General features: G+C 75.4%; 18 protein-coding genes. 10 read left to right on the forward strand and 8 right to left on the reverse strand.

The annotated features are described in order from the left end of the window. Positions 1-15: 15 nt before the first annotated feature. Complete coding sequence (locus tag FB388_RS13655) at positions 16-1,653, reverse strand: RecQ family ATP-dependent DNA helicase (RefSeq protein WP_142100903.1); 1,638 nt, start codon at positions 1,651-1,653, stop codon at positions 16-18. Between the two features lie 121 nt (positions 1,654-1,774). Between FB388_RS13655 and FB388_RS13660 the strand changes: the two genes are divergently transcribed. The 3 genes from FB388_RS13660 to FB388_RS13670 are packed head-to-tail and all read left to right on the forward strand — an operon-like array spanning position 1,775 to position 4,693. Beyond that, complete coding sequence (locus FB388_RS13660) at positions 1,775-2,785, forward strand: glycosyltransferase (protein WP_142100905.1); 1,011 nt, start codon at positions 1,775-1,777, stop codon at positions 2,783-2,785. A 4-nt stretch (positions 2,786-2,789) separates the two neighbouring features. Next, on the forward strand, positions 2,790-4,013 hold the full coding sequence (locus tag FB388_RS13665) for a glycosyltransferase (RefSeq protein WP_142100907.1): 1,224 nt from the start codon (positions 2,790-2,792) through the stop codon (positions 4,011-4,013). 59 nt (positions 4,014-4,072) lie between these two features. After that, positions 4,073-4,693 (forward strand): D-sedoheptulose-7-phosphate isomerase, encoded by a 621-nt coding sequence (locus FB388_RS13670; protein ID WP_170225690.1) that lies wholly within the window; start codon positions 4,073-4,075, stop codon positions 4,691-4,693. Positions 4,694-4,712: 19 nt separating this feature from the next. On the opposite strand, the gene FB388_RS13675 is transcribed toward FB388_RS13670, so the two are convergent. From FB388_RS13675 to FB388_RS13700, 6 genes are all read right to left on the reverse strand, one after another. Beyond that, a complete protein-coding gene (locus tag FB388_RS13675; RefSeq protein ID WP_142100911.1) occupies positions 4,713-5,117 on the reverse strand; it encodes a VOC family protein in 405 nt (134 codons plus the stop codon). Further along, complete coding sequence (locus FB388_RS13680; protein ID WP_142100913.1) at positions 5,114-5,881, reverse strand: arsenate reductase/protein-tyrosine-phosphatase family protein; 768 nt, start codon at positions 5,879-5,881, stop codon at positions 5,114-5,116. The genes FB388_RS13675 and FB388_RS13680 overlap by 4 nt, the downstream gene beginning before the upstream one ends. A 634-nt stretch (positions 5,882-6,515) precedes the next feature. After that, complete coding sequence (surE, locus tag FB388_RS13685) at positions 6,516-7,286, reverse strand: 5'/3'-nucleotidase SurE (RefSeq protein WP_246121896.1); 771 nt, start codon at positions 7,284-7,286, stop codon at positions 6,516-6,518. Between the two features lie 16 nt (positions 7,287-7,302). Further along, the gene (locus tag FB388_RS13690; protein WP_142100918.1) at positions 7,303-8,232 is read right to left on the reverse strand and encodes a 1-phosphofructokinase family hexose kinase; all 930 of its coding nucleotides are present in this window, start codon (positions 8,230-8,232) and stop codon (positions 7,303-7,305) included. Between the two features lie 57 nt (positions 8,233-8,289). Then, on the reverse strand, positions 8,290-8,535 hold the full coding sequence (locus FB388_RS13695) for a hypothetical protein (protein ID WP_142100920.1): 246 nt from the start codon (positions 8,533-8,535) through the stop codon (positions 8,290-8,292). 130 nt (positions 8,536-8,665) lie between these two features. Then, positions 8,666-10,366 (reverse strand): formate--tetrahydrofolate ligase, encoded by a 1,701-nt coding sequence (locus FB388_RS13700; protein WP_142100922.1) that lies wholly within the window; start codon positions 10,364-10,366, stop codon positions 8,666-8,668. A 190-nt stretch (positions 10,367-10,556) separates the two neighbouring features. Between FB388_RS13700 and FB388_RS13705 the strand changes: the two genes are divergently transcribed. From FB388_RS13705 to FB388_RS13735, 7 genes are read left to right on the forward strand one after another with little or no spacing between them, the layout of a single operon-like run. Continuing rightward, positions 10,557-11,120 carry a D-glycero-alpha-D-manno-heptose-1,7-bisphosphate 7-phosphatase gene (locus FB388_RS13705; protein ID WP_142100924.1) on the forward strand — a complete coding sequence of 188 codons (564 nt, stop codon included), beginning with the start codon at positions 10,557-10,559 and terminating at the stop codon, positions 11,118-11,120. After that, the gene (locus FB388_RS13710) at positions 11,117-12,175 is read left to right on the forward strand and encodes a glycosyltransferase family 9 protein (RefSeq protein WP_142100926.1); all 1,059 of its coding nucleotides are present in this window, start codon (positions 11,117-11,119) and stop codon (positions 12,173-12,175) included. Before FB388_RS13705 ends, FB388_RS13710 begins: the two co-directional genes overlap by 4 nt. Continuing rightward, complete coding sequence (locus FB388_RS13715) at positions 12,172-12,915, forward strand: SDR family oxidoreductase (protein WP_142100928.1); 744 nt, start codon at positions 12,172-12,174, stop codon at positions 12,913-12,915. The genes FB388_RS13710 and FB388_RS13715 overlap by 4 nt, the downstream gene beginning before the upstream one ends. Continuing rightward, entirely contained in the window at positions 12,912-14,072 is a 1,161-nt protein-coding gene (locus FB388_RS13720; RefSeq protein WP_142100930.1) for a glycosyltransferase family 9 protein, read from the forward strand. The genes FB388_RS13715 and FB388_RS13720 overlap by 4 nt, the downstream gene beginning before the upstream one ends. Next, positions 14,048-15,553, forward strand: a complete 1,506-nt coding sequence (gene rfaE2, locus FB388_RS13725; RefSeq protein ID WP_142100932.1) for a D-glycero-beta-D-manno-heptose 1-phosphate adenylyltransferase — start codon at positions 14,048-14,050, stop codon at positions 15,551-15,553. The genes FB388_RS13720 and rfaE2 overlap by 25 nt, the downstream gene beginning before the upstream one ends. Beyond that, positions 15,553-16,365 (forward strand): glycosyltransferase family 2 protein, encoded by an 813-nt coding sequence (locus tag FB388_RS13730; protein ID WP_142103052.1) that lies wholly within the window; start codon positions 15,553-15,555, stop codon positions 16,363-16,365. The genes rfaE2 and FB388_RS13730 overlap by 1 nt, the downstream gene beginning before the upstream one ends. Further along, positions 16,362-17,369 carry a bifunctional heptose 7-phosphate kinase/heptose 1-phosphate adenyltransferase gene (locus FB388_RS13735; protein WP_142100934.1) on the forward strand — a complete coding sequence of 336 codons (1,008 nt, stop codon included), beginning with the start codon at positions 16,362-16,364 and terminating at the stop codon, positions 17,367-17,369. The genes FB388_RS13730 and FB388_RS13735 overlap by 4 nt, the downstream gene beginning before the upstream one ends. Here the strand turns inward: FB388_RS13735 and FB388_RS13740 are convergent. Continuing rightward, on the reverse strand, positions 17,366-18,340 hold the full coding sequence (locus tag FB388_RS13740; RefSeq protein ID WP_142100936.1) for a glycosyltransferase family 9 protein: 975 nt from the start codon (positions 18,338-18,340) through the stop codon (positions 17,366-17,368). The two genes, FB388_RS13735 and FB388_RS13740, sit on opposite strands and share 4 nt — an antisense overlap. Positions 18,341-18,398 lie beyond the last annotated feature (58 nt).

The following is an 18,398-nucleotide window of genomic DNA, read 5'->3' on the forward strand; positions in this document are numbered from 1 at the left end:
TGAACCCCGGGGCCGCTACTCGGCGGGCTGCAGCAGGTCTTGCTCGCGCACGACCTCGAGGGCGAGGGTCTTGTAACCGTGCTCGGCGAACAGGACGGTCACGCGGTCGTTCTCGGTGGACATCACCACGCCCTCGCCCCACTCCGGGTGCCGCACGGCGTCCTGCCCGGCGGCGCCGGCGGCGTCAGCGGCGGCCGGCTCCACGGTCCGCGACGTGCCCGCGTCGCAGCTGTCGCAGTTTCCGCACGGCTCGGCGCGCTGCTCGCCGAAGTAGCCGAGCAGGCCGCGCCTGCGGCAGTCGGTGCTCTCGGCGTAGCCGCGCATCATCTCGATCCGCGACCGGACCATCTCGCGCCGCTGCTCGGCGATCTCCACCGCGCGCTCCACGGCCGCATCGCCCGCCGGGTCGCCCGTGACGCTGCACCGACCGTCGGCGTCGGTGGCGACTGCGCCCGCCTGCTCGAGCAGGTTCAGCGCCGCGGTGCGGCGGGCGGGGGAGAGGCCGGAGTCGGCGCCGACCTCCTTCGGGGTGCGGGCCCGGCCGTCGCCGAGGACGGCGAGCACGGCCCGGAGCGCGTCCGGCTTGGGCCGGCGCGCGGTCAGGAAGCGCTGCAGGTCGAAGTCGCGGGCGTGGTGGTGCAGCTCGACCAGCGCAGGCTCGCCGTCCCGACCGGCGCGGCCGATCTCCTGGTAGTAGGCGTCCACCGACGCCGGGGCCGCCGCGTGCAGCACGTACCGCACGTCGGGCTTGTCGATGCCCATCCCGAATGCCGACGTGGCGACGACGACCGCGAGGTCGCCGCCGAGGAACCGTTCGTGGACGTCCTCGCGCTCCGCCCGCTTCAGCCCGGCGTGGTAGGCCGCCCCGGCGACCCCGCGGGCGGTGAGCGCCTCCGCGTAGGCCACCGTGTCCTTGCGGGTGGCGCAGTACACCAGGCCGGCCCCGGCACCGGAGCGCTCCACGACCCGCTCCACCACCTCCGCCCGGCGCTGGTCGGCGTCGGCGTACTGGTGTGCGGCGAGGTGCAGCTCCGGCCGGTCGAAGCTCGCCAGCACCTCCCGGTGGTCGCGCAGGCCGAGGCGCTCGACGATGTCGGCACGCACCGGCGGCGCCGCCGTGGCGGTGAGCGCGATCACCGGCGGGTGGCCGAGCCGGGCAATGATGCCGCCGAGGCGCAGGTAGTCGGGGCGGAAGTCGTGTCCCCACTCCGAGACGCAGTGCGCCTCGTCCACCACGAACAGGCCGGGCCGCGCCGCGCGGACCCGCTCCACGACCTCGTCGCTCGCCAGCTGCTCCGGCGCGAGGAAGACGTACTCCGCGGAGCCGGAGTCGAGCGCCTCCCACGCCGCCCGGTTCTCCCCGGCCTTCTGCAGGGAGTTCACGGCGACGGCGGTGAGGTCGCGCCCGTTGGCGAGTCCTTCGCGCTGGTCGTGCTGCAGCGCGATGAGCGGGGAGACGACCACGGCAGGTCCGTCCCGCAGCAGCGCCGGTACCTGGTAGATCGCCGACTTCCCGGATCCGGTGGGCAGCACGGCCAGCACGTCGTGGCCTTCGAGGGCGTGCTCCATGCCCTCCAGCTGCTCGGGACGCAGGTGCGTCCAGCCGAAGGTGTCGGCGGCCGTTCGGCGCAGCTCGTCGCGGGTGCTCGTCACGGGGCCCGCATACCCGTCGGACGCTCCGCCAAGCCGATGACGGAGGGTAGTGATTCGCTCCACAGAGTAGCAGTTGGGTCAGAATGGTTTTGATCCACGCCGTTCGGCCCAATCGAAGAGCGTGAACATCCTCGTCTGGCACGTGCACGGCTCATGGGCGACCGCGTTCGTCCGGGGCCGGCACCGCTACCTGATCCCGACGCTCCCGGAGCGCGGGCCGTGGGGTGGGGGGCGTCCCGCGGCGTGGGACTGGCCTCCGTCCGCAGTGGAGGTGTCGCCAGCCGACCTGGCCGACGCCGACGTCGACGTCGTGGTGCTGCAACGTCCCGAGGAGCTCGAGCTCGCGCAGGACTGGCTTCGCCGCACCCCGGGCCGGGACGTGCCTGCGGTGTACGTGGAGCACAACACACCGCGCGGGCACGCCGTCACCAGCCGGCACCCGGTCGCCGACCGGGACGACCTCCTCCTGGTCCACGTCACCCACTTCAACCAGCTGATGTGGGACGCGGGCCACACCAGGACCGCGGTCGTCGAGCACGGTGTCGTCGACCCCGGCCACCGCTACTCGGGTGAGATGGCGGCCGCCGCGGTGGCCGTCAACGAGCCGCTGCGCCGCGGCCGGATCACGGGCACGGACCTGCTGCCGCGGTTCGCCGCCGCGGTGCCGCTCGACGTGTTCGGGATCGCCACCGACGGTCTCGACGCGGCGCTGGGCACCGGGGGACGCATCCGCGAGCGCGGTGACCTGCCCCAGCACCGCATGCACGCCGAGATGGCGCGCAGGCGGGTCTACCTGCACCTGTCCCGCTGGACGTCGCTGGGGCTCTCGCTCATCGAGGCGATGCACCTCGGCATGCCGGTGGTGGCACTGGCCACCACGGAGGCCGCCGAGGCCGTGCCACCCGGCACGGGCTGCTGCTCCACCGACCCCGGCCGCCTGGAACGGGCGCTGCGCGAGCTCGTGGCCGAGCCGGAGCTCGCCCGCCGCCAGGGCGAAGCCGCGCGTGCGCACGCGCTGGCCCGCTACGGCCTCGACCGATTCCTCGGTGACTGGGACGCGCTGCTCGCGGACGTGACCGACCGACCCGCGACCCGCGTCCCGGTCGCGTCCGCCATGAACGGAAGGAGCTGATCCGATGCGGATCGCGATGGTCTCCGAACACGCGAGCCCACTCGCCGCCCTCGGAGGTGCGGATGCCGGTGGGCAGAACGTGCACGTGCTGGAGCTGAGCTCCGCGCTCGCCGACATGGGTCACGAGGTCACGGTGTGGACCCGCCGCGAGGACGACGAGCTCCCCGACGTCGTCCAGGCACGACCGGGTGTCGTCGTGCGCCACGTCCAGGCCGGGCCCACGCGGCCCGTGCCGAAGGACGAGCTCGTGCCGTACCTGCCCGCGTTCACGCGGGCTCTGGACGACGCGTGGAGCGCCGACGCACCCGACATCGTGCACGGCCACTTCTGGATGTCCGGCATGGTCGCGCTCGCGGCCGCCGCCGGCCGGTTCCCCGTGGTGCAGACCTTCCACGCGCTCGGCAGCGTGAAGCGCCGCCACCAGGGGGCGGAGGACACCAGTCCGGAAGGTCGGGTGCGCGCCGAGCTCGCCGTGGCCCGCCAGGCCGACCGCGTGCTCGCCACCTGCACCGACGAGGTGTTCGAGCTGGCCAGGATGGGCACGCCGCGCCGCCGGATGACGATCGTCCCGTGCGGCGTCGACACGACGGCGTTCACCCCTGAGGGTCCGGTTGCCGAGCGCAGCGACCGGCCTCGGCTGGTGTCGCTGGGCCGCCTGGTGCGCCGCAAGGGCGTGGACGAGGTGATCGAAGCGATGCGGCGCCTCCCCGCCGCCGAGCTCGTGATCGCCGGTGGCGAGGGCGACGGCGATCCCGACGCCGCCCGGCTGCGCGAGCACGCCCGGCAGATGGGGGTGGCCGACCGCGTCCACCTCGTCGGACCGGTGTCGCGCACCGACGTGCCCGCGCTGCTGCGCTCGGCCGACGCCGTGGTGTGCGTGCCGTGGTACGAGCCGTTCGGCATCGTGCCGCTCGAAGCGATGGCCTGCGGGCGACCGGTCGTGGCGAGCGCCGTCGGCGGGATCCAGGACACGGTCGTCGACCAGGTCACCGGGCTGCTGGTGCCGCCACGGCGCCCCGACGCCCTCGCCGCGGCCCTGCGGGACCTGCTCGCCTCCCCGACCATGGGCGCCGCTTACGGCATCGCCGGTCGCGATCGCGTCCTCGCACGCTACGGCTGGGAACGGGTGGCCGCCGCCACCGCGCAGGTGTACGGCGAGGTCGTGGCCGCCCGCAGGAAGCGGGGCCGGACAGCGGACGTCGCCGAGACGGTTGGAGTGCCCCGATGAGCGCGTCGACGTCCACAGCGCCACCTGCGCCCACGTTCCCGGAGACCTTCCCGGGCGCGATGCCCACCGGATCCCCGCTACTGACCCACCCCGACGAGGTGCGGGGCGTCCTCGGCGCGCACGTCGACCGGCTGGCCGCCGCGCTGCCGGTGCTGCGCGCCGCCGCCCCGACGCTCGGCAGCTGGGGCACGGACCTCGCGGGACGCCTGCTCGCCGGCAGCCGCCTGCTCGCCGCCGGGAACGGCGGCAGCGCGGCTGAGGCGCAGCACCTCACGGCCGAGCTCGTCGGCCGGTTCGACGGGGAGCGGTGCCCCCTGGCCGCGATCGCGCTGCACGCCGACACGTCGAGCGTCACCGCCATCGGCAACGACTACGGCTTCGAGGAGGTCTACGCGCGGCAGGTGCGGGCACACGCCCGCCCCGGCGACGTGGTGCTGCTGCTGTCGACGAGCGGCCGCAGCCCGAACCTGCTCGCCGCGGCCGATGCGGCAGCCGGTGCTGGCGCCACCCGGTGGGCGATCACCGGGCCGGGGCCCAACCCCCTCGCAGAGGCCTGTGACGACGCGGTGTGCCTGCCCGGCGACACCGCCACCGTGCAGGAGTGCCACCTCGCGGCCGTGCACATGCTGTGCCGCGCGGTCGACGCCGCCGTGGCGGCCACGGTCGACTCGGCGGCCTGATCGCGCTGCCGACCAGCGGTCAGCCGGTGGCGTGCGCGGACGGCTGCGCGGCGGGTTCGAACAGCTCGACCAGGTTGCCGGCCGGGTCGGCGAGCAGGACCTGGCGCCCGCCGGGCCCGGAGACCAGGTCGCTTCGGAACGGCACGGCAGCTGCGCGGAGCCGGCCGATCTCGGCGTCGAGGTCCTCGACGACCAGGTGGACGCGGTTGCGCCCGGCGGACGCGGCATCGTCCGGGGTGGCGCGGGCGCCGGAGCTCGCGGGCCCGGACAGCAGCAGCCGCAGGGGGCCGCGGACCACGTCCGCGAACGCCGGCGCGGCGCTCATGCGGAGCGTGAATCCGAGGTGGGTGGTGTAGAAGTCGACGGCGGCCTGCACGTCGTCGACGAGGTAGCGGACGCTCGCGTACTCCTCGGGCGTGGTCACGGGTGGACCTCCGATCGGTCGGTTGCGGTGCGGTCGGTGCTGGCGAGAACCGGCACCAGATGCCGGACGCGGGTGTCGATGTCCGCGGCGGTGTGCCGGAAGGCCGGGTAGCTCGCCGCGTCGGGGTCGGGGATGGACCAGTGGGCGTACCGAGGATGGTCCGGGAACTCGGGGCAGGACTCGCGGGCGCGGTCGCACAGGGTGATCACGTGGTCGAACCCGTGGCCGGCCACCGCGTCCAGGTGGCGCGGGCGCTGGTCGCCCACGTCGATGCCGAACACCTCCCGCAGCACCCGGACGGCGTGGGGGTGCAGACCCTCCTTCGGCCGGCTCCCCGCGCTCGCCACGGTGACGCCGCCGCCGGCGCGGTGCCGCAGCAGCGCCTCGGCGATCGGTGAGCGGGTGCTGTTGCCGGTGCACACGAAGAGCACGGAAACCGGCACGACGCCGCCGGGGAGCGGTGCGGTGCCGTCCCTGCGCAGCGCCGGGTGCAGCGCCGCACCGCCTGCGGCCAGCCCGTCCCCGCACCGATCCAGGTCCAGGTGGTAGTAGCTGTCGCGGGCGTCGAAGCTGCTGCGGTTCGAGGTGACCAGCCCCCCGTCACGCAGCAGACGCAGGTGGTACGAGACGACGTTCTGCGGCTCGTCCACCCGGGCCACCAGCTCCCGGACCCGGTGGTCGCCGCGAGCGAGCTCGGTCAGCAGCCGCCACCGCACGGGGTGGGCGGCGAGCCGGATGAACTCCGGTGGGGCCGACTGCTGCATGCGGAGAAGATACATCAATCGAGCTTGATGCATCAGATGTATTTGATGGGTTTTTGGAACGGATGTGTCGGGTCGGGAGTGAGCCTGTCGCCGGGTGCCGCTCGGTGGTGGTCGCGCGCATGATCCGCTGTAGCGGTTGTCCGCCATGGACAACCGCTACTCGCGATCTTGGACGGCTTGATCCGCTGTATCGGGCGTTCGCGGTTGTGGTGGCAGCCATGGACAACCGCCAGTTCGGATCATGGTCGCCGGCCGGCGCCGGCCTGCTCACTGCCTTGATCGGTTCTCGTCCGTCGGTCTGGTCGGGACGCCGCCGGTGGGCGCGCCGTTCCCGGCGCGGGCCTCCCGGCGCTTCCCCGCCTGTCGGCCTCTCATGGGTTCCCCTGGCTTGCGTCGAACCCTTCGCCTGTGGGGGTGGCTGGATTGGGTTCACTACCGCGTTCTGTGGTTGCGTCGCGGCCGTCGCCGATTTGGGGGCACGGCGGTCGGGGAGAAGGCGGATAGGTGAGGTCGGGAGGCCCGAGCCGGCGAAGGCGCGCCCACGAGGCGGTCCATCCCACCACGGAGGGACCACGGCTCGCGTTCCGCGGAACGCACCTACGGCGATGGTCAGCTAACGGGCTGTCCGAACGATCTACACCTGAACCCGGTCGGACCGCGCCAGCCACTCGGGGACGAGGCCGCTCTCGTCCTCGGTGACCGAGCGCAGGGCGGTGAGCGTCGGGTGCCCGGCGGCGAGCAGCGCACCGTCGGTGCCCTCCTCGGGCTCGGCGCCCACCTCGATCTCCCCGAGTCGCAGCCCACCGTCGGCGATGTCGTCGACGCGGGCCTGCACGGCGCCGAACTCGGCGAGCCGCGCGTGGCGCAGCTCCCGGTGCTCGGTGCGCGGGCGGTCGGGCACGTTCAGCGAGAGCGACGTGCCTGCGGGGGAGTCCAGCAGCAGCTGGAGCACGTGGGGGAACAGGTCGTCGGCGGCGTCCCAGTTCCGCTCCCCGGTGGGGTGCAGGGCGACGTCGAGGCTCACGGCAAGCCCGCGCACGTCGTGCACGGCGGCGGTGAGGATGGCGCCCACGGTGCCCGAGTGCAGCACGGCGCGGCCCACGTTGGCGCCGTGGTTGATGCCCGAGAGCACGAGGTCGGGCGCCGGGTCCATCCAGCCGGACAGCGCGGCCACGACGATGTGGCCCGGCTGGGCCTGCACCGCCCACGCCGGCACGTCCGGCTGGTCGGGCAGCTCGCGGCGCTGAACGACGGTGCGGCCCTCCTCGCGGACGGCCGTGATGGAGGCGCTCGCGCCGCTCGACTGAGTGGCGGGCGCGGCCACCACGACGTCGAGCCCGGCCGTCACGGCCAGCCGGGTCAGCGCGGCGAGGCCGGGGGAGTCGATGCCGTCGTCGTTCGTCACCAGCGCGCGCACCCGCTCAGCCCTTCCACTCGACGAGCTCGACCCGCTCGGCCAGGGTGCGTATCGCTTCCTCGCCCCCGGTGCCGAGGCCGCGGCGGACCACGTTCAGCGCACCGCATGCCGCCCCGGTCCGCAGTGCCTCGCGCACCGGCTCGCCGCGCACCAGCGATGCGACGACCCCGGCGGTCATGGAGTCACCCGCCCCGCGCGGCTCGGCGGGCTCCAGCGGCGGCACGTGGATCTCCACGACGGACTCGCCGTCGCCGGGGAGCGCGAGCGCGGGCTCGGCCGCCCGGGACACGATCACGGTGCCGGCGCCGTCGGCGCGCAGCTGCTTCATCGCGGCGACCAGTTCGGCGGGCTCGTCGCTCTCCGAGCGCCCGTCGGCGATGAGCTCCTCGTGGCTCACCTTCAACACCGCGGGCCCACCGGCCAGCACGGCGTCGAGGCGTTCCCCGGACAGGTCGGCGGCGACCCGGCAGCCGTTGGCGCCGAGGTCGGTCGCGAGCCGCCGGTAGAGGGTCGAGGGGATCACCTGGTCGGAGTTGGGACCGGCGAGGACCGCCGTCCCGTGCTCGAGCCCCTCGGCGAGCACCAGCTCGTAGAGCGCGTCCTGCTCGTGGCGGTCCAGCGGCCCGCCGGGGGCCTCCGCGATCGGCTCGCGGTCGCCGCCGCGGCGGTCGTGCACGTACCCGCCGTTGCGGGTTCCCACGTGCACGGCGCGCAGCTCGACGCCCTCGCTCGGCAGCAGGTGCTCCAGCACGTCGCCCGCCTCCCCGCCGAGCGCGGCGCACAGCACCACCGGCACGCCGAGCGTGGAGATCATCCGGGCCTGCCACACACCTTGGCCGCCGGCGTGGACGTGGATGTCGGGCTGGCCCGCCCGATCCTCGATCGTGACGGTCAGCAGGGGCGAGGGCGCGAAAACGACGACGGCGGGCGGCATGTCCGGTTCGTACCCGCAGCCGGGGCGGCGGGAACGTGAGGCGCCCCCGCGACGGGCCTAGTCGGGTCGTCGGGCCGGGGACTCGGTGGGGCGCGGGGCGTCCGGGGCGTCCTGGTCGGCGTCGCCCGTCTCCTCCGGTTCCGGCGGGAGGGTGCGGTGGGGGCGGTCGTCGGTGTCGGGCCGGATCACGTCCGGCTCGTCGCGGCGCCCCAGCGACGGCCGCGCGGACTCGACGGGGTCGTGCTCGGTGGGATCGCTCTCGAGCGGGTCGGGCCCGAGGGTGTTGCGATCGTGCTCGGTCATGCCTCTGGGTACCCGATGGGCCCGGCCACGGACGGTTCAGGAAAGCCACGTTCAGGGCCTTCAAAGCCCTGAAAGTGGCTTTCCTGAACTTCGGCGCCCGCGGCCGAACGACGCCCCCTCGTCGTCGGCGTCAGGACAGGTTGACGATCTCGCCGTTCGCGTCCAGGTCGATGCGGTGCGCCGCGGGGTCGGCACCCAGCCCGGGCATGGTCCGCATGTCACCGCAGATCGGGTAGATGAACCCCGCGCCGACCGAGGCCCGTACCTCCCGCACCGGCAGCCGCCAGCCGGTGGGCGCCCCTTTCAGCGAGGCGTCAGAGGAGATCGACAGGTGCGTCTTCGCGACGCAGACCGGGAGGTTGCCGAAGCCGTTGCGCTCGTAGGAGTCGAGTTGCCGCGCCGCGACGAGGTCGTAGTCGACGCCGTCGGCGCCGTACACCTTGCGCGCGATGGTGTCGATCTTCTCCCGCAGCGGTGCCTCGTCGGGGTAGAGGAAGCGGAAGTGCGACGGCTCCTCGGCGGCCTCGGCCACGGCGCGGGCCAGCTCGATCGCGCCGCGCCCGCCGTCGGCGAAGTGGGTGCAGACGGCCGACCGGGCTCCGACGGCATCGGCGATCTCGGCGATGGCGGCGTGCTCGCTCGGGTGGTCGCCGGGGAAGGCGTTGATCGCGACGACGGGCGAGACCCCGTGCAGCCGGATGTTCTCGATCTGCTTGCGCAGGTTCGCGCCGCCGGCGTGCACCTCGTCCGGGTTCTCGGCGAACAGCGCCTCGGGGAGCGGCTTGCCCGCGATGATGCGGTGCCGGCCCGAGTGGGCCTTGAGTGCGCGCACCGTGGTGACGACGACGGCGGCGTCGGGCCGCAGCCCGGATGCCCGGCACTTGATGTTGAAGAAGCGCTCCGCGCCCATGTCGGCGCCGAAGCCGGCCTCGGTGATGAGGAAGTCGCCCGAGCGGATGCCGATCAGGTCGGCCACCACGGACGAGTTGCCGTGCGCGATGTTGCCGAACGGGCCGGCGTGCACCAGCACGGGCGTGTTCTCGAGCGTCTGCAGCAGGTTGGGCCGCAGCGCATCGCGCATGATCACGGCCATCGCGCCGGCCCCGCCGATGTCCTCGGCGGTGATCGGCTTCCCGTCCCGGGAGTAGGCGACGACGATGCGACCCAACCGCTCGCGCATCTCCGGCACCGAGCGCGCGAGCGCGAAGATCGCCATCACCTCGGAGGCCGCGGTGATGTCGAAGCCGGTCTGCCGGGGGACGCCGTCCGTCTTCGTGCCGAGACCGACGATCACGTTGCGCAGCACGCGGTCGTTGACGTCCAGCACGCGGCGCCATGTGATGGCGTGCTGGTCGATGTCGAGCGCGTTGCCCTGGAACAGGTGGTTGTCGAGGACCGCCGACAGCATGTTGTGCGCCTCGGTGACGGCGTGGAAGTCGCCGGTGAGGTGCAGGTTCAGCGTCTCCATCGGCACCACCTGCGAGTAGCCGCCGCCCGCCGCGCCGCCCTTGATCCCGAACGTCGGGCCCATCGACGGCTGGCGGATCGCCACCGTGGCGCTGCGCCCGATGTGCCGCATCGCCTGGCCCAGCCCCACGGTGGTGGTGGTCTTGCCCTCGCCGAGCGGGGTCGGGGTGATCGCGGACACCAGCACGTACTTGGCGCGCGGCCGGTCGGCCAGCTCGTCGATCGCGGCCAGCTCGATCTTGGCGACCTCCCGGCCGTAGGGGGTGATCAGGTGCGCCCCGATCCCCATCCTGGCGGCGACGTCCGCCAGCGGCTGCAGCGTCGCCCCTTTCGCGATCGCCAGATCCGACGGGAATGTCGCCATCGTGTCCCCTCACCACTCGTGGCTCCCGGACCGGGCGCCGCTACCCCGCACCGCTCACCGTAACCGCCTCCGTGGCCGCGATCACAGGAGAAACTTCCGGGAGCTGGCTACGGAGCGTAGTAGTTGTCACCGATAGTAGTAGAAGTAGCGTCAGCGGTTTACCGGCTGCCCGCTCGGACAGTCCTGCGCCGTGATCGTCCGCAGCCCTGTGGCGCGCCCGGCGCCGGAGGCCGTCCTGTTCGACCGGGACGGCACCCTCGTCGTCGACGTGCCGTACAACGGCGACCCGGCGCGGGTGCGACCGATGCCCGGCGCGCGCGAGGCCGTCCACCTGCTGCGCGCGGCCGGGATCAGCACGGGCGTCGTCACCAACCAGTCCGGCATCGCGCGTGGCCTCCTCACGGCCGAGCAGGCCGAACGGGTCAACCGGCGGGTCGACGAGCTGCTCGGCCCGTTCGCCGTCTGGCAGGTCTGCCCGCACGGTCCTGATGACGGCTGCGCCTGCCGCAAGCCGCGGCCGGGCATGGTGCTGGCCGCGGCGCGGCAGCTCGGCGTCGCACCGGAGCGGGTGGCCGTGATCGGCGACATCGGCGCCGACGTCGAGGCGGCAACGGCGGCGGGGGCGACCGCGGTGCTCGTGCCCACACCCGTGACGCGGCCGGAGGAGGTCGCCGCCGCGCCCGCGGTGCAGCCCGACGTCCTGTCCGCGGTGCGGCTCCTGCTGGGGGAGCGCCACCTGCTGGAGGCCCGGTGACCCGCCGCGTGCTCGTGGTCCGCCTCGACGGGGCGGGCGACGTCCTGCTCGCCGGGCCCGCGGTGCGTGCGGTCGCCGCGGCGCCCGGTGCCGAGGTGACGCTGCTCTGCGGGCCGGACGGCGCCGCCGCCGGCCGGCTGCTGCCCGGCGTGCGCTGGGTCCTGGTCTGGGCGAGCCCGTGGATCGTCGCCCCTGCGCCGCCGGTGACGGCCGCGGACGTGGACGACATCGTCGCGAGGCTCGCAGCGCACGCCTTCGACGAGGCCGTCGTGCTCACGTCCTTCCACCAGTCGCCGCTCCCGACGGCGCTGCTGCTGCGGCTGGCCGGAATCCCGCGGATCACCGGCGCGTCGGTCGACTACCCGGGCTCGCTCCTCGACGTCCGGCTGCGTCCCGGTGAGGACCTCCCCGAGGACATTCCCGAGCCCGAGCGGGCGCTGAGGATCGCCGCCGCGGCCGGGTTCGAGCTCCCGGCAGGGGACGACGGCGGCCTCGCCGTGCAACCCCCACCCGAGCCGGGGTCGCTGCTCGAGCCGCTGCCCGGGCGGCCCTACGTCGTCCTGCACCCCGGAGCGGCGGTGCCTGCCCGGCGCTGGCCGGCCGAGCACCACCGGCGCGCCGTGCGGCTCCTCGCGCGAGCCGGCATCCCCGCCGTCGTGACCGGCGGTCCGGGGGAGCGCGAGCTCACCGCGGCGGTCGCCGGCGACGAGGGTCTCGACCTGGGCGGACGAACCGACCTCGCCCAGCTCGCGGGCGTGCTCGCCGGGGCGTCGGCTGTCGTGGTCGGCAACACCGGAGCGGCGCACCTCGCGGCGGCCGTGGGAACGCCGGTCGTCTCGCTCTTCGCGCCGGTGGTCCCCGCCGTGCGGTGGCGACCCCACCGGGTGCCGCACGTGCTGCTCGGCGACCAGGACGCGCCGTGCCGCGGCTCCCGCGCCCGGATCTGCCCGGTGCCGGGCCATCCGTGCCTCGCCCGAATCACCCCCGAACAGGTCGTGGAGGCCGTGTGCCGCCTCGTGGCGGCGCCGGTGGCCGCGAAGGAAGGATCGTCATGACCCGCACCCTGTCCGCCCCGAACACCACGTCCCGCGCACCCCGGCCGGTCGGGACCGTCCTCGTCACCGGCGCCGCTTCGGGCCTCGGTCGCGCCGTGGCCAGAGCGGTCGCGGCGGCCGGCGGCCGGCCCCTGCTGCTCGACCGCGTCCCGGTGGAGCCGGATCCGGAGCTCGGGGACGCCCCGTCCGTCGTCGCCGACCTCGCCGACCTGCGGGGCAGCGAGGCCGCGATCGATCGCCTGCTCGCCGACGTCGGCGGGCTCGACGCGGTGGTCACGGCGGCCGGCACCGACCGCTGCGGGCCCATGGCCGACGTCCCGGCGTCCGAGTGGGAGCAGGTGATCAGCGTGAACCTGCTCGGCACGGCCGCGGTGATCCGGGCCGCGCTCCCGGCGCTCACGGCCTCCCACGGCCGCATCGTCACGGTGGCCTCCACGCTGGGCCTGCGCGCGCTGTCGGACGCGTCGGCCTACTGCGCCTCGAAGTTCGGGGTCGTGGGCATGACCCGCGCCCTCGCCGCCGAGCTCGCCGGCAGGGTCGGTGTGACGCTGCTCGTCCCGGGCGGCATGGACACCGCGTTCTTCGACGGCCGGCCCGCCCAGTACAAGCCCGGCCCGGACGCGAAGCTGAACGACCCGGCCGAGGTGGCCGACGCCGTGCTCTACGCGCTCACCCGGCCGGAGGGGAGCGAGGTGCGCGAGCTCGTCGTCTGCGCGTCGACGGAGCCCTCGTGGCCATGACCGCCGCACCGCCCCGACCGACCCCCGGACGGCACCCCGGTGCCGATCGCGGCGGGCCGGTGGACCTCGCCGCCGCCCGGCGGTTGCTCGTCGTGCGCGCCGACAACATCGGCGACGTCGTCACCACGACCCCCGCCCTGCGAGCGCTGCGCGCGGCCGCACCGCACGCCCGGATCGACCTGCTCGCATCGCCTGCCGGCTCCGCCGTCGTCCCGATGGTCCCCGAGCTCGACGGCGTGCTGGTGACCTCGGCGTCCTGGCAGCAGCTGCCCGGCGCATCCGGAGCCGACCAGCGCGCCGAGCAGGAGCTGCTGGGCCGGATCGCCGCCGGCGGCTACGACGTGCTGATCGTCCTCACGTCGTTCTCCCAGTCGCCGTGGCCGGTGGCGCACCTCGGGCTGCTCGCCGGGATCGGGACCAGGGTCGTGCACTCGCGGGAGTTCGGGGGCGCGGTCGCCACCCACTGGGTCACCCCGCCACCCGACGGTACCCACCAGGTGGACCGGGCCCTGCACCTGCTCGGGGCCATCGGCGTGCCGCACCGAGGCCTGGAGACCGCGCTCTCCGTGCCGGCCGACGCGCGGCGGGACGCCGCGACGCTCGTCCCGCGCCGTCCCTTCGCGGTGCTCGCCCCCGGCGCCTCGTGCGCCGCGCGGCGGTACCCGGCCGAGCGGTTCGGTGCGGCCGCGGCGCTGCTCGCCGACGCCGGACTGCCGGTCCTCGTCGCCGGGTCCGAGCGGGAGGGGCCCCTCGTCGCCGAGGTCGTGGCGGCCGCGGCGCACCCGGACGTCACACCAGTGCCACCCGTGCCGCTTCCCGTGTTCACGGCGCTGATCGCCCGCGCCGCGGTCGCCGTCACCAACAACTCCGGCGGCATGCACCTCGCCGACGCCGTCCGCACCCCGGTCGCCGTCACCTACGGGGGTACCGAACGCCTGGAGGAGCTGTGCCCGCGCAGCACTCCGGCCACGTTGCTGTCCCGTCCCGTGCCGTGCTCGCCGTGCCGGCAGCTCCAGTGCCCGTTCCAGCACGAGTGCCTCGACATCCCGCCCGGCGAGGTCGCCGCGGCGGCGCTCGCCCTCGCGGGATCCCACCCCGAACGAGGCACCCCCGACATCTCCGAGGAGATCCCATGCGTACTCCCGGCGAAACCCTGATCGATCCGACCGTCCCGGCCGCGCTCGCCGGCCGCATCGCCGAGCGGGCGCCCCGGGTCGTCGTCGTGGGCGACGCGCTGCTCGACGGCTGGCTCTCGGGTCCGGCGCGCCGCCTCGGGCGCGACGGCCCGGTGCCGGTGGTCGAGCTGGCCGAGTCCCGCACCGCGGCGGGTGGCGCCGGCAACGCCGCGGCCAACCTGGCCGCGCTCGGCGCGCGTTCCGAGCTGGTGGCGGTGCTCGGCGACGACGCAGGCGGGACCGAGCTGCGCGAGCTGCTCGGCGCCGCAGGCGTGGGCACGGCGCACTGTGTCACCGAGCCGGGGCGCGTGACCGCGGTCAAACGCCGCCTGATGGCGGCGGGCCAGGCCGTCGCGCGCTACGACGCCGGGCCGACCGAGCCGCCGCGCTCCGAGACGACGGCGCAGCTGGTGCGTGCGCTCGAGGCGGCGCTCGCCGAGCCGGCCGACGCCGTCGTCGTGGCCGACTACGGGCTCGGCGCGCTCGACGGGCAGGTCCGGGCCGAGCTGGCGCGGCTCCGGGACCGGATCCCGCTGCTGGTCGTCGACGCCCGCGCGTTCAGCGGCTGGGCCGAGCTGCGGCCCGACGTCCTCACCCCGAACATGGACGAGGCGACCGCGCTCATCGGGGCTCCCGAGCAGGACGGCGCCGGGCGCGTCGAGTGGGTGCTCACCCACCGGGCCGAGCTGACGCGCGCCGCGGGCGGCGGGGAGGTCCTCGTGACGCTCGACGTCGACGGGGCCGTGCGGCTGCCCGCCGACCCGGCCGAGCCCGCCCAGCGGACGGTGGCCTGCCCCGGCCCGGAGTCGCGCGCGTGCGGGGCGGGCGACACGTTCACCGCCGTGACGGCGGCGGCCCGGGCGGCCGGGATCTCGCCGGAACAGGCGCTCGTGCTGGCGCAGTGCGCCGCGGACGTGGTGGTGGCGCAGGACGGCACCGCGGTGTGCACCACGGGCGCGCTCACCGCGCGGCTCGCCGCCCGCGACCGCGGCGGGCTGCTCACCCACCGGGACCTGCTCGCGATCGTCGAGGAGCACCGCCGCCGCGGCAGCCGCATCGTGTTCACCAACGGTTGCTTCGACGTGCTGCACCGCGGGCACGTCGCCTACCTGCGGCAGGCACGCGCGCTCGGCGACGTGCTCATCGTCGCGCTCAACGACGACGAGAGCGTGGCGCGGCTCAAGGGGCCGGAGCGGCCGGTGAACCCCCTCGAGGACCGGGCGGGGGTCGTGGGCGCCATCGAGTGCGTCGACCTGGTGACCTCGTTCGCCGACGACACGCCCGCCGCGCTGATCGAGGCCGTGCGCCCCGACGTCTACACCAAGGGTGGCGACTACACCCCGCAGATGCTGCCCGAGACGCCGATCGTCGAACGGCTCGGCGGCGAGGTCCGGGTGCTCGACTACCTTTCCGACCACTCGACCACCGCGATCGTGGGCCGGATCAAGGCGGGCCGGTCGTGATGGCGCCGGAGCTCGACGTCCTCATCCCCACCTGCGACCGCCCCGTCGAGCTGGCCACGACGCTCTCCGGGCTGGCCGCGCAGCGCCACCCGTTCGGCGTCGTGGTGAGCGACCAGTCGGACGGGCCCGCCTCCTACGACACCCCGCCCGCCCAGACGATGCTGCGCGCCCTGCGGGCCGCCGGGCACCCGGTCCGCGTGGACCGGCACCTCCCGCGCCGCGGGCTCGCCGAGCACCGGGCGTCGCTGCTGGCCCGCTCCCGCTCGCGGTACGTCCTCTTCCTCGACGACGACGTGTGGCTCGAGCCGGGCACCGTCGGCCGCCTGCACGAGGCCATCGTGACGCTGCGCTGCGGGCTCGTCGGAGCGGCGGTGCAGGGCCTGTCCTACCTCGACGACGTGCGGCCCGCGGAGCTCGCCCCGTTCGAGAGGTGGACCGGGCGCCCGGAGCCGGAGCGGATCGAGCCGGGCACCCCCGCCTGGGACCGGTGGATGCTGCACAACGCCGCCAACCCGGTGCACCTCGCCCGGCGGCACGTGCGCCCGGGGGAGCGATGGGTCCCCTACAAGATCGCGTGGGTCGGCGGGTGCGTCCTCTACGACCGGTTCGTGCTCGAGGCGTGCGGCGGGTTCGACTTCTGGACGGAGCTGCCCCCCACGCACTGCGGCGAGGACGTGCTCGCCCAGCAACGTGTGCTGGCCGCGGCCGGGGGTGCGGGAATCCTGCCCTCGGGCGCCTACCACCTGGAGTCGCCGACGACGGTGCCCGACCGCACCGTCGAGGCACGGGAAGTGATCGGGAGGGCGTCGTGAGTGCGGGAACGAGGCGTAGGCCGGTCGTCGTCATCGGCGACGCGTTGCTCGACGTGGACGTCGAGGGCACCGTCGAACGGCTGTGCCCGGACGCACCCGCCCCGGTGCTCGACGTCGTGAGCGAGTCGGCCCGGCCGGGCGGGGCCGGCCTCGCCGCCGTGCTGGTGGCCGGGCACGGCACCCCGGTGCGGCTGGTCACGGCGCTGGAGCGGGACGAGCCCGGCAGGCGCCTCGCCGGACTGCTCGACGGCGCCGTCGACGTGCTCGCGGGCGAGGCGAGCGGCGGAACGGTGGTGAAGTGCCGGTGGCGGGCCGGCGGCCGGACGATGCTGCGCACCGACCGCGGCCGCGGCGTGCCGGTGTCCCGGTTCGCGGCCCGGCTCGGTCTCTCCCGCGTGCTCGGGGGAGCGGGCGCGGTGCTGGTGTCGGACTACGGGCGCGGCGTCGCGGCCGACCCCCAGGTGCGGGCCGCGGTCGCCCGGGCCGTCGCCCGCGGGGTGCCGGTGGTGTGGGACCCGCACCCGCGGGGCCCCGAGCCGGTGCCCGGCGTCACGCTCGTCACGCCGAACCTGGCCGAGGCGAGGCGCGCGGCCGATGTCTCCGACGAGTCGGCGGCGAACCCGGAAGCGGGACTGGCGCTCGCCGGCCGCCTCGTCGACCGCTGGGACGCGCACGCCGTCGCCGTCACGCTCGGGGCGGGCGGCGCCGCGGTGCGCCACCGCGACGGGAGCTGCTCGCACGCGCCGGCGCCCACCGTGGACGAGGGCGACCCGTGCGGCGCCGGCGACCACTTCGCCGGCGGCGTGGCCGCCGCGCTCGCCGCCGGTCGCGCCGTGGACGAGGCGGTCGCCCAGGCCGTGCGCGGGGCGGCCGGGTTCGTGGCGCGCGGCGGCGGCTCGACCGTGCGCCGCTGCGGGAACCGCTGGCTGCAGGAGGCGGCCGAGGCGGACGTGCGCCCGGACGTGCTCGTCGAGACGCCCCGTTCCCGGGGCCGCGTCGCCTAGCCGGACGCCTGGGCGTGGCTGCCGCGGAGGGCGGCGGCCGCGCGCAGGACGTCACCCACCCCGATCGCCAGCAGGGCCGGGTCGGGGTCGTCGGCGAACGGGTCGCCGCGGCGCGCATCCGGTTCGTGGAGCACGGCGTGGGGTCCGTCGGCAGGCGGGCCCCACTGCTGCGGCCCGACCGGGCCGTAGAGCGTCACCGACGGGGTGGCGAAGGCGGCGGCGAGGTGGGCGATGCCGGTGTCGCCGCTGACGACGAGCGCGGCCCGTGCGACGAGCGCGCAGAGCTCGTCGAGGTCGGTGCGCCCGGCCAGCACCCGGGACTCGGCGAGCCCCGCCTCCCGGGCCACCGTAAGCGCGAGGTCCCGCTCGTCGGCGGTGCCGGTGATCAGCACCGGGCTGACGGCGCAGTGCAGGACGGCGGCGACCTCGGCGAAGCGGCGGGCCGGCCAGCGCTTGGCCCCGTAGCGGGCGCCGGGGTGGACGAGCACCGGGGCGCAGGAGCGGTTGGGAACCGGTCCTCCCGGTGGCGGGGGCAGCCGCAGGTCGGCCGGGTCGGCCGGGATGCCGTGCGCGGCGAGCATCGCGCACCAGCGCTCCCGCTCGTGCGGGTGGCGCCGGGCGATGTCCTCGGCGTCCGGGCCCGGCCAGCCCGGAGCCCGGTAGCCGATCCGCCGCCGGGGCTCGGTCCTGTCGAGGGCGTGGTGGCTCTGCGGCCCCGTGCCGTGCAGGTTCACCGCGACGTCCGGCGCGGGTCCGGTCCAGTCGAGCTCCTGCGGGTCGGCGGTCGGCAGGAGCTGGTCGACGGCCCCGCTGAGCGAGACGAGCGGCGCCAGCGAGCCGTTCGTGGCCAGCACGATCCGGTGCTCGGGAAGCGCCCGGCGCAGGGCACGCAGCGCCGGCACCGTGACGAGCAGGTCCCCGAGGTGCAGCGCGCGGAGCACGAGCGCCGTCGGTTGCCACGAGTGATCCACCTGGCGGGCGTACCCGCGCGCGTCGCGGGTAACCCGCGCCGGTGATGGAGGGGATCCA

Source organism: Pseudonocardia cypriaca, assembly GCF_006717045.1.
Lineage (GTDB): Bacteria > Actinomycetota > Actinomycetes > Mycobacteriales > Pseudonocardiaceae > Pseudonocardia > Pseudonocardia cypriaca.

What these genes read in the sequence shown, in the direction of transcription:
- FB388_RS13715 (WP_142100928.1), top strand. Translation starts at nt 12,172, where the DNA reads ATGACCCGCACCCTGTCCGCCCCGAACACCACGTCCCGCGCACCCCGG.
- FB388_RS13730 (WP_142103052.1), top strand. Translation starts at nt 15,553, where the DNA reads ATGGCGCCGGAGCTCGACGTCCTCATCCCCACCTGCGACCGCCCCGTC.
- rfaE2 (WP_142100932.1), top strand. Translation starts at nt 14,048, where the DNA reads ATGCGTACTCCCGGCGAAACCCTGATCGATCCGACCGTCCCGGCCGCG.
- FB388_RS13690 (WP_142100918.1), bottom strand. Translation starts at nt 8,232, where the DNA reads ATGCCGCCCGCCGTCGTCGTTTTCGCGCCCTCGCCCCTGCTGACCGTC.
- FB388_RS13680 (WP_142100913.1), bottom strand. Translation starts at nt 5,881, where the DNA reads ATGCAGCAGTCGGCCCCACCGGAGTTCATCCGGCTCGCCGCCCACCCC.
- FB388_RS13700 (WP_142100922.1), bottom strand. Translation starts at nt 10,366, where the DNA reads ATGGCGACATTCCCGTCGGATCTGGCGATCGCGAAAGGGGCGACGCTG.
- FB388_RS13665 (WP_142100907.1), top strand. Translation starts at nt 2,790, where the DNA reads ATGCGGATCGCGATGGTCTCCGAACACGCGAGCCCACTCGCCGCCCTC.
- FB388_RS13695 (WP_142100920.1), bottom strand. Translation starts at nt 8,535, where the DNA reads ATGACCGAGCACGATCGCAACACCCTCGGGCCCGACCCGCTCGAGAGC.
- FB388_RS13720 (WP_142100930.1), top strand. Translation starts at nt 12,912, where the DNA reads ATGACCGCCGCACCGCCCCGACCGACCCCCGGACGGCACCCCGGTGCC.
- FB388_RS13670 (WP_170225690.1), top strand. Translation starts at nt 4,073, where the DNA reads ATGCCCACCGGATCCCCGCTACTGACCCACCCCGACGAGGTGCGGGGC.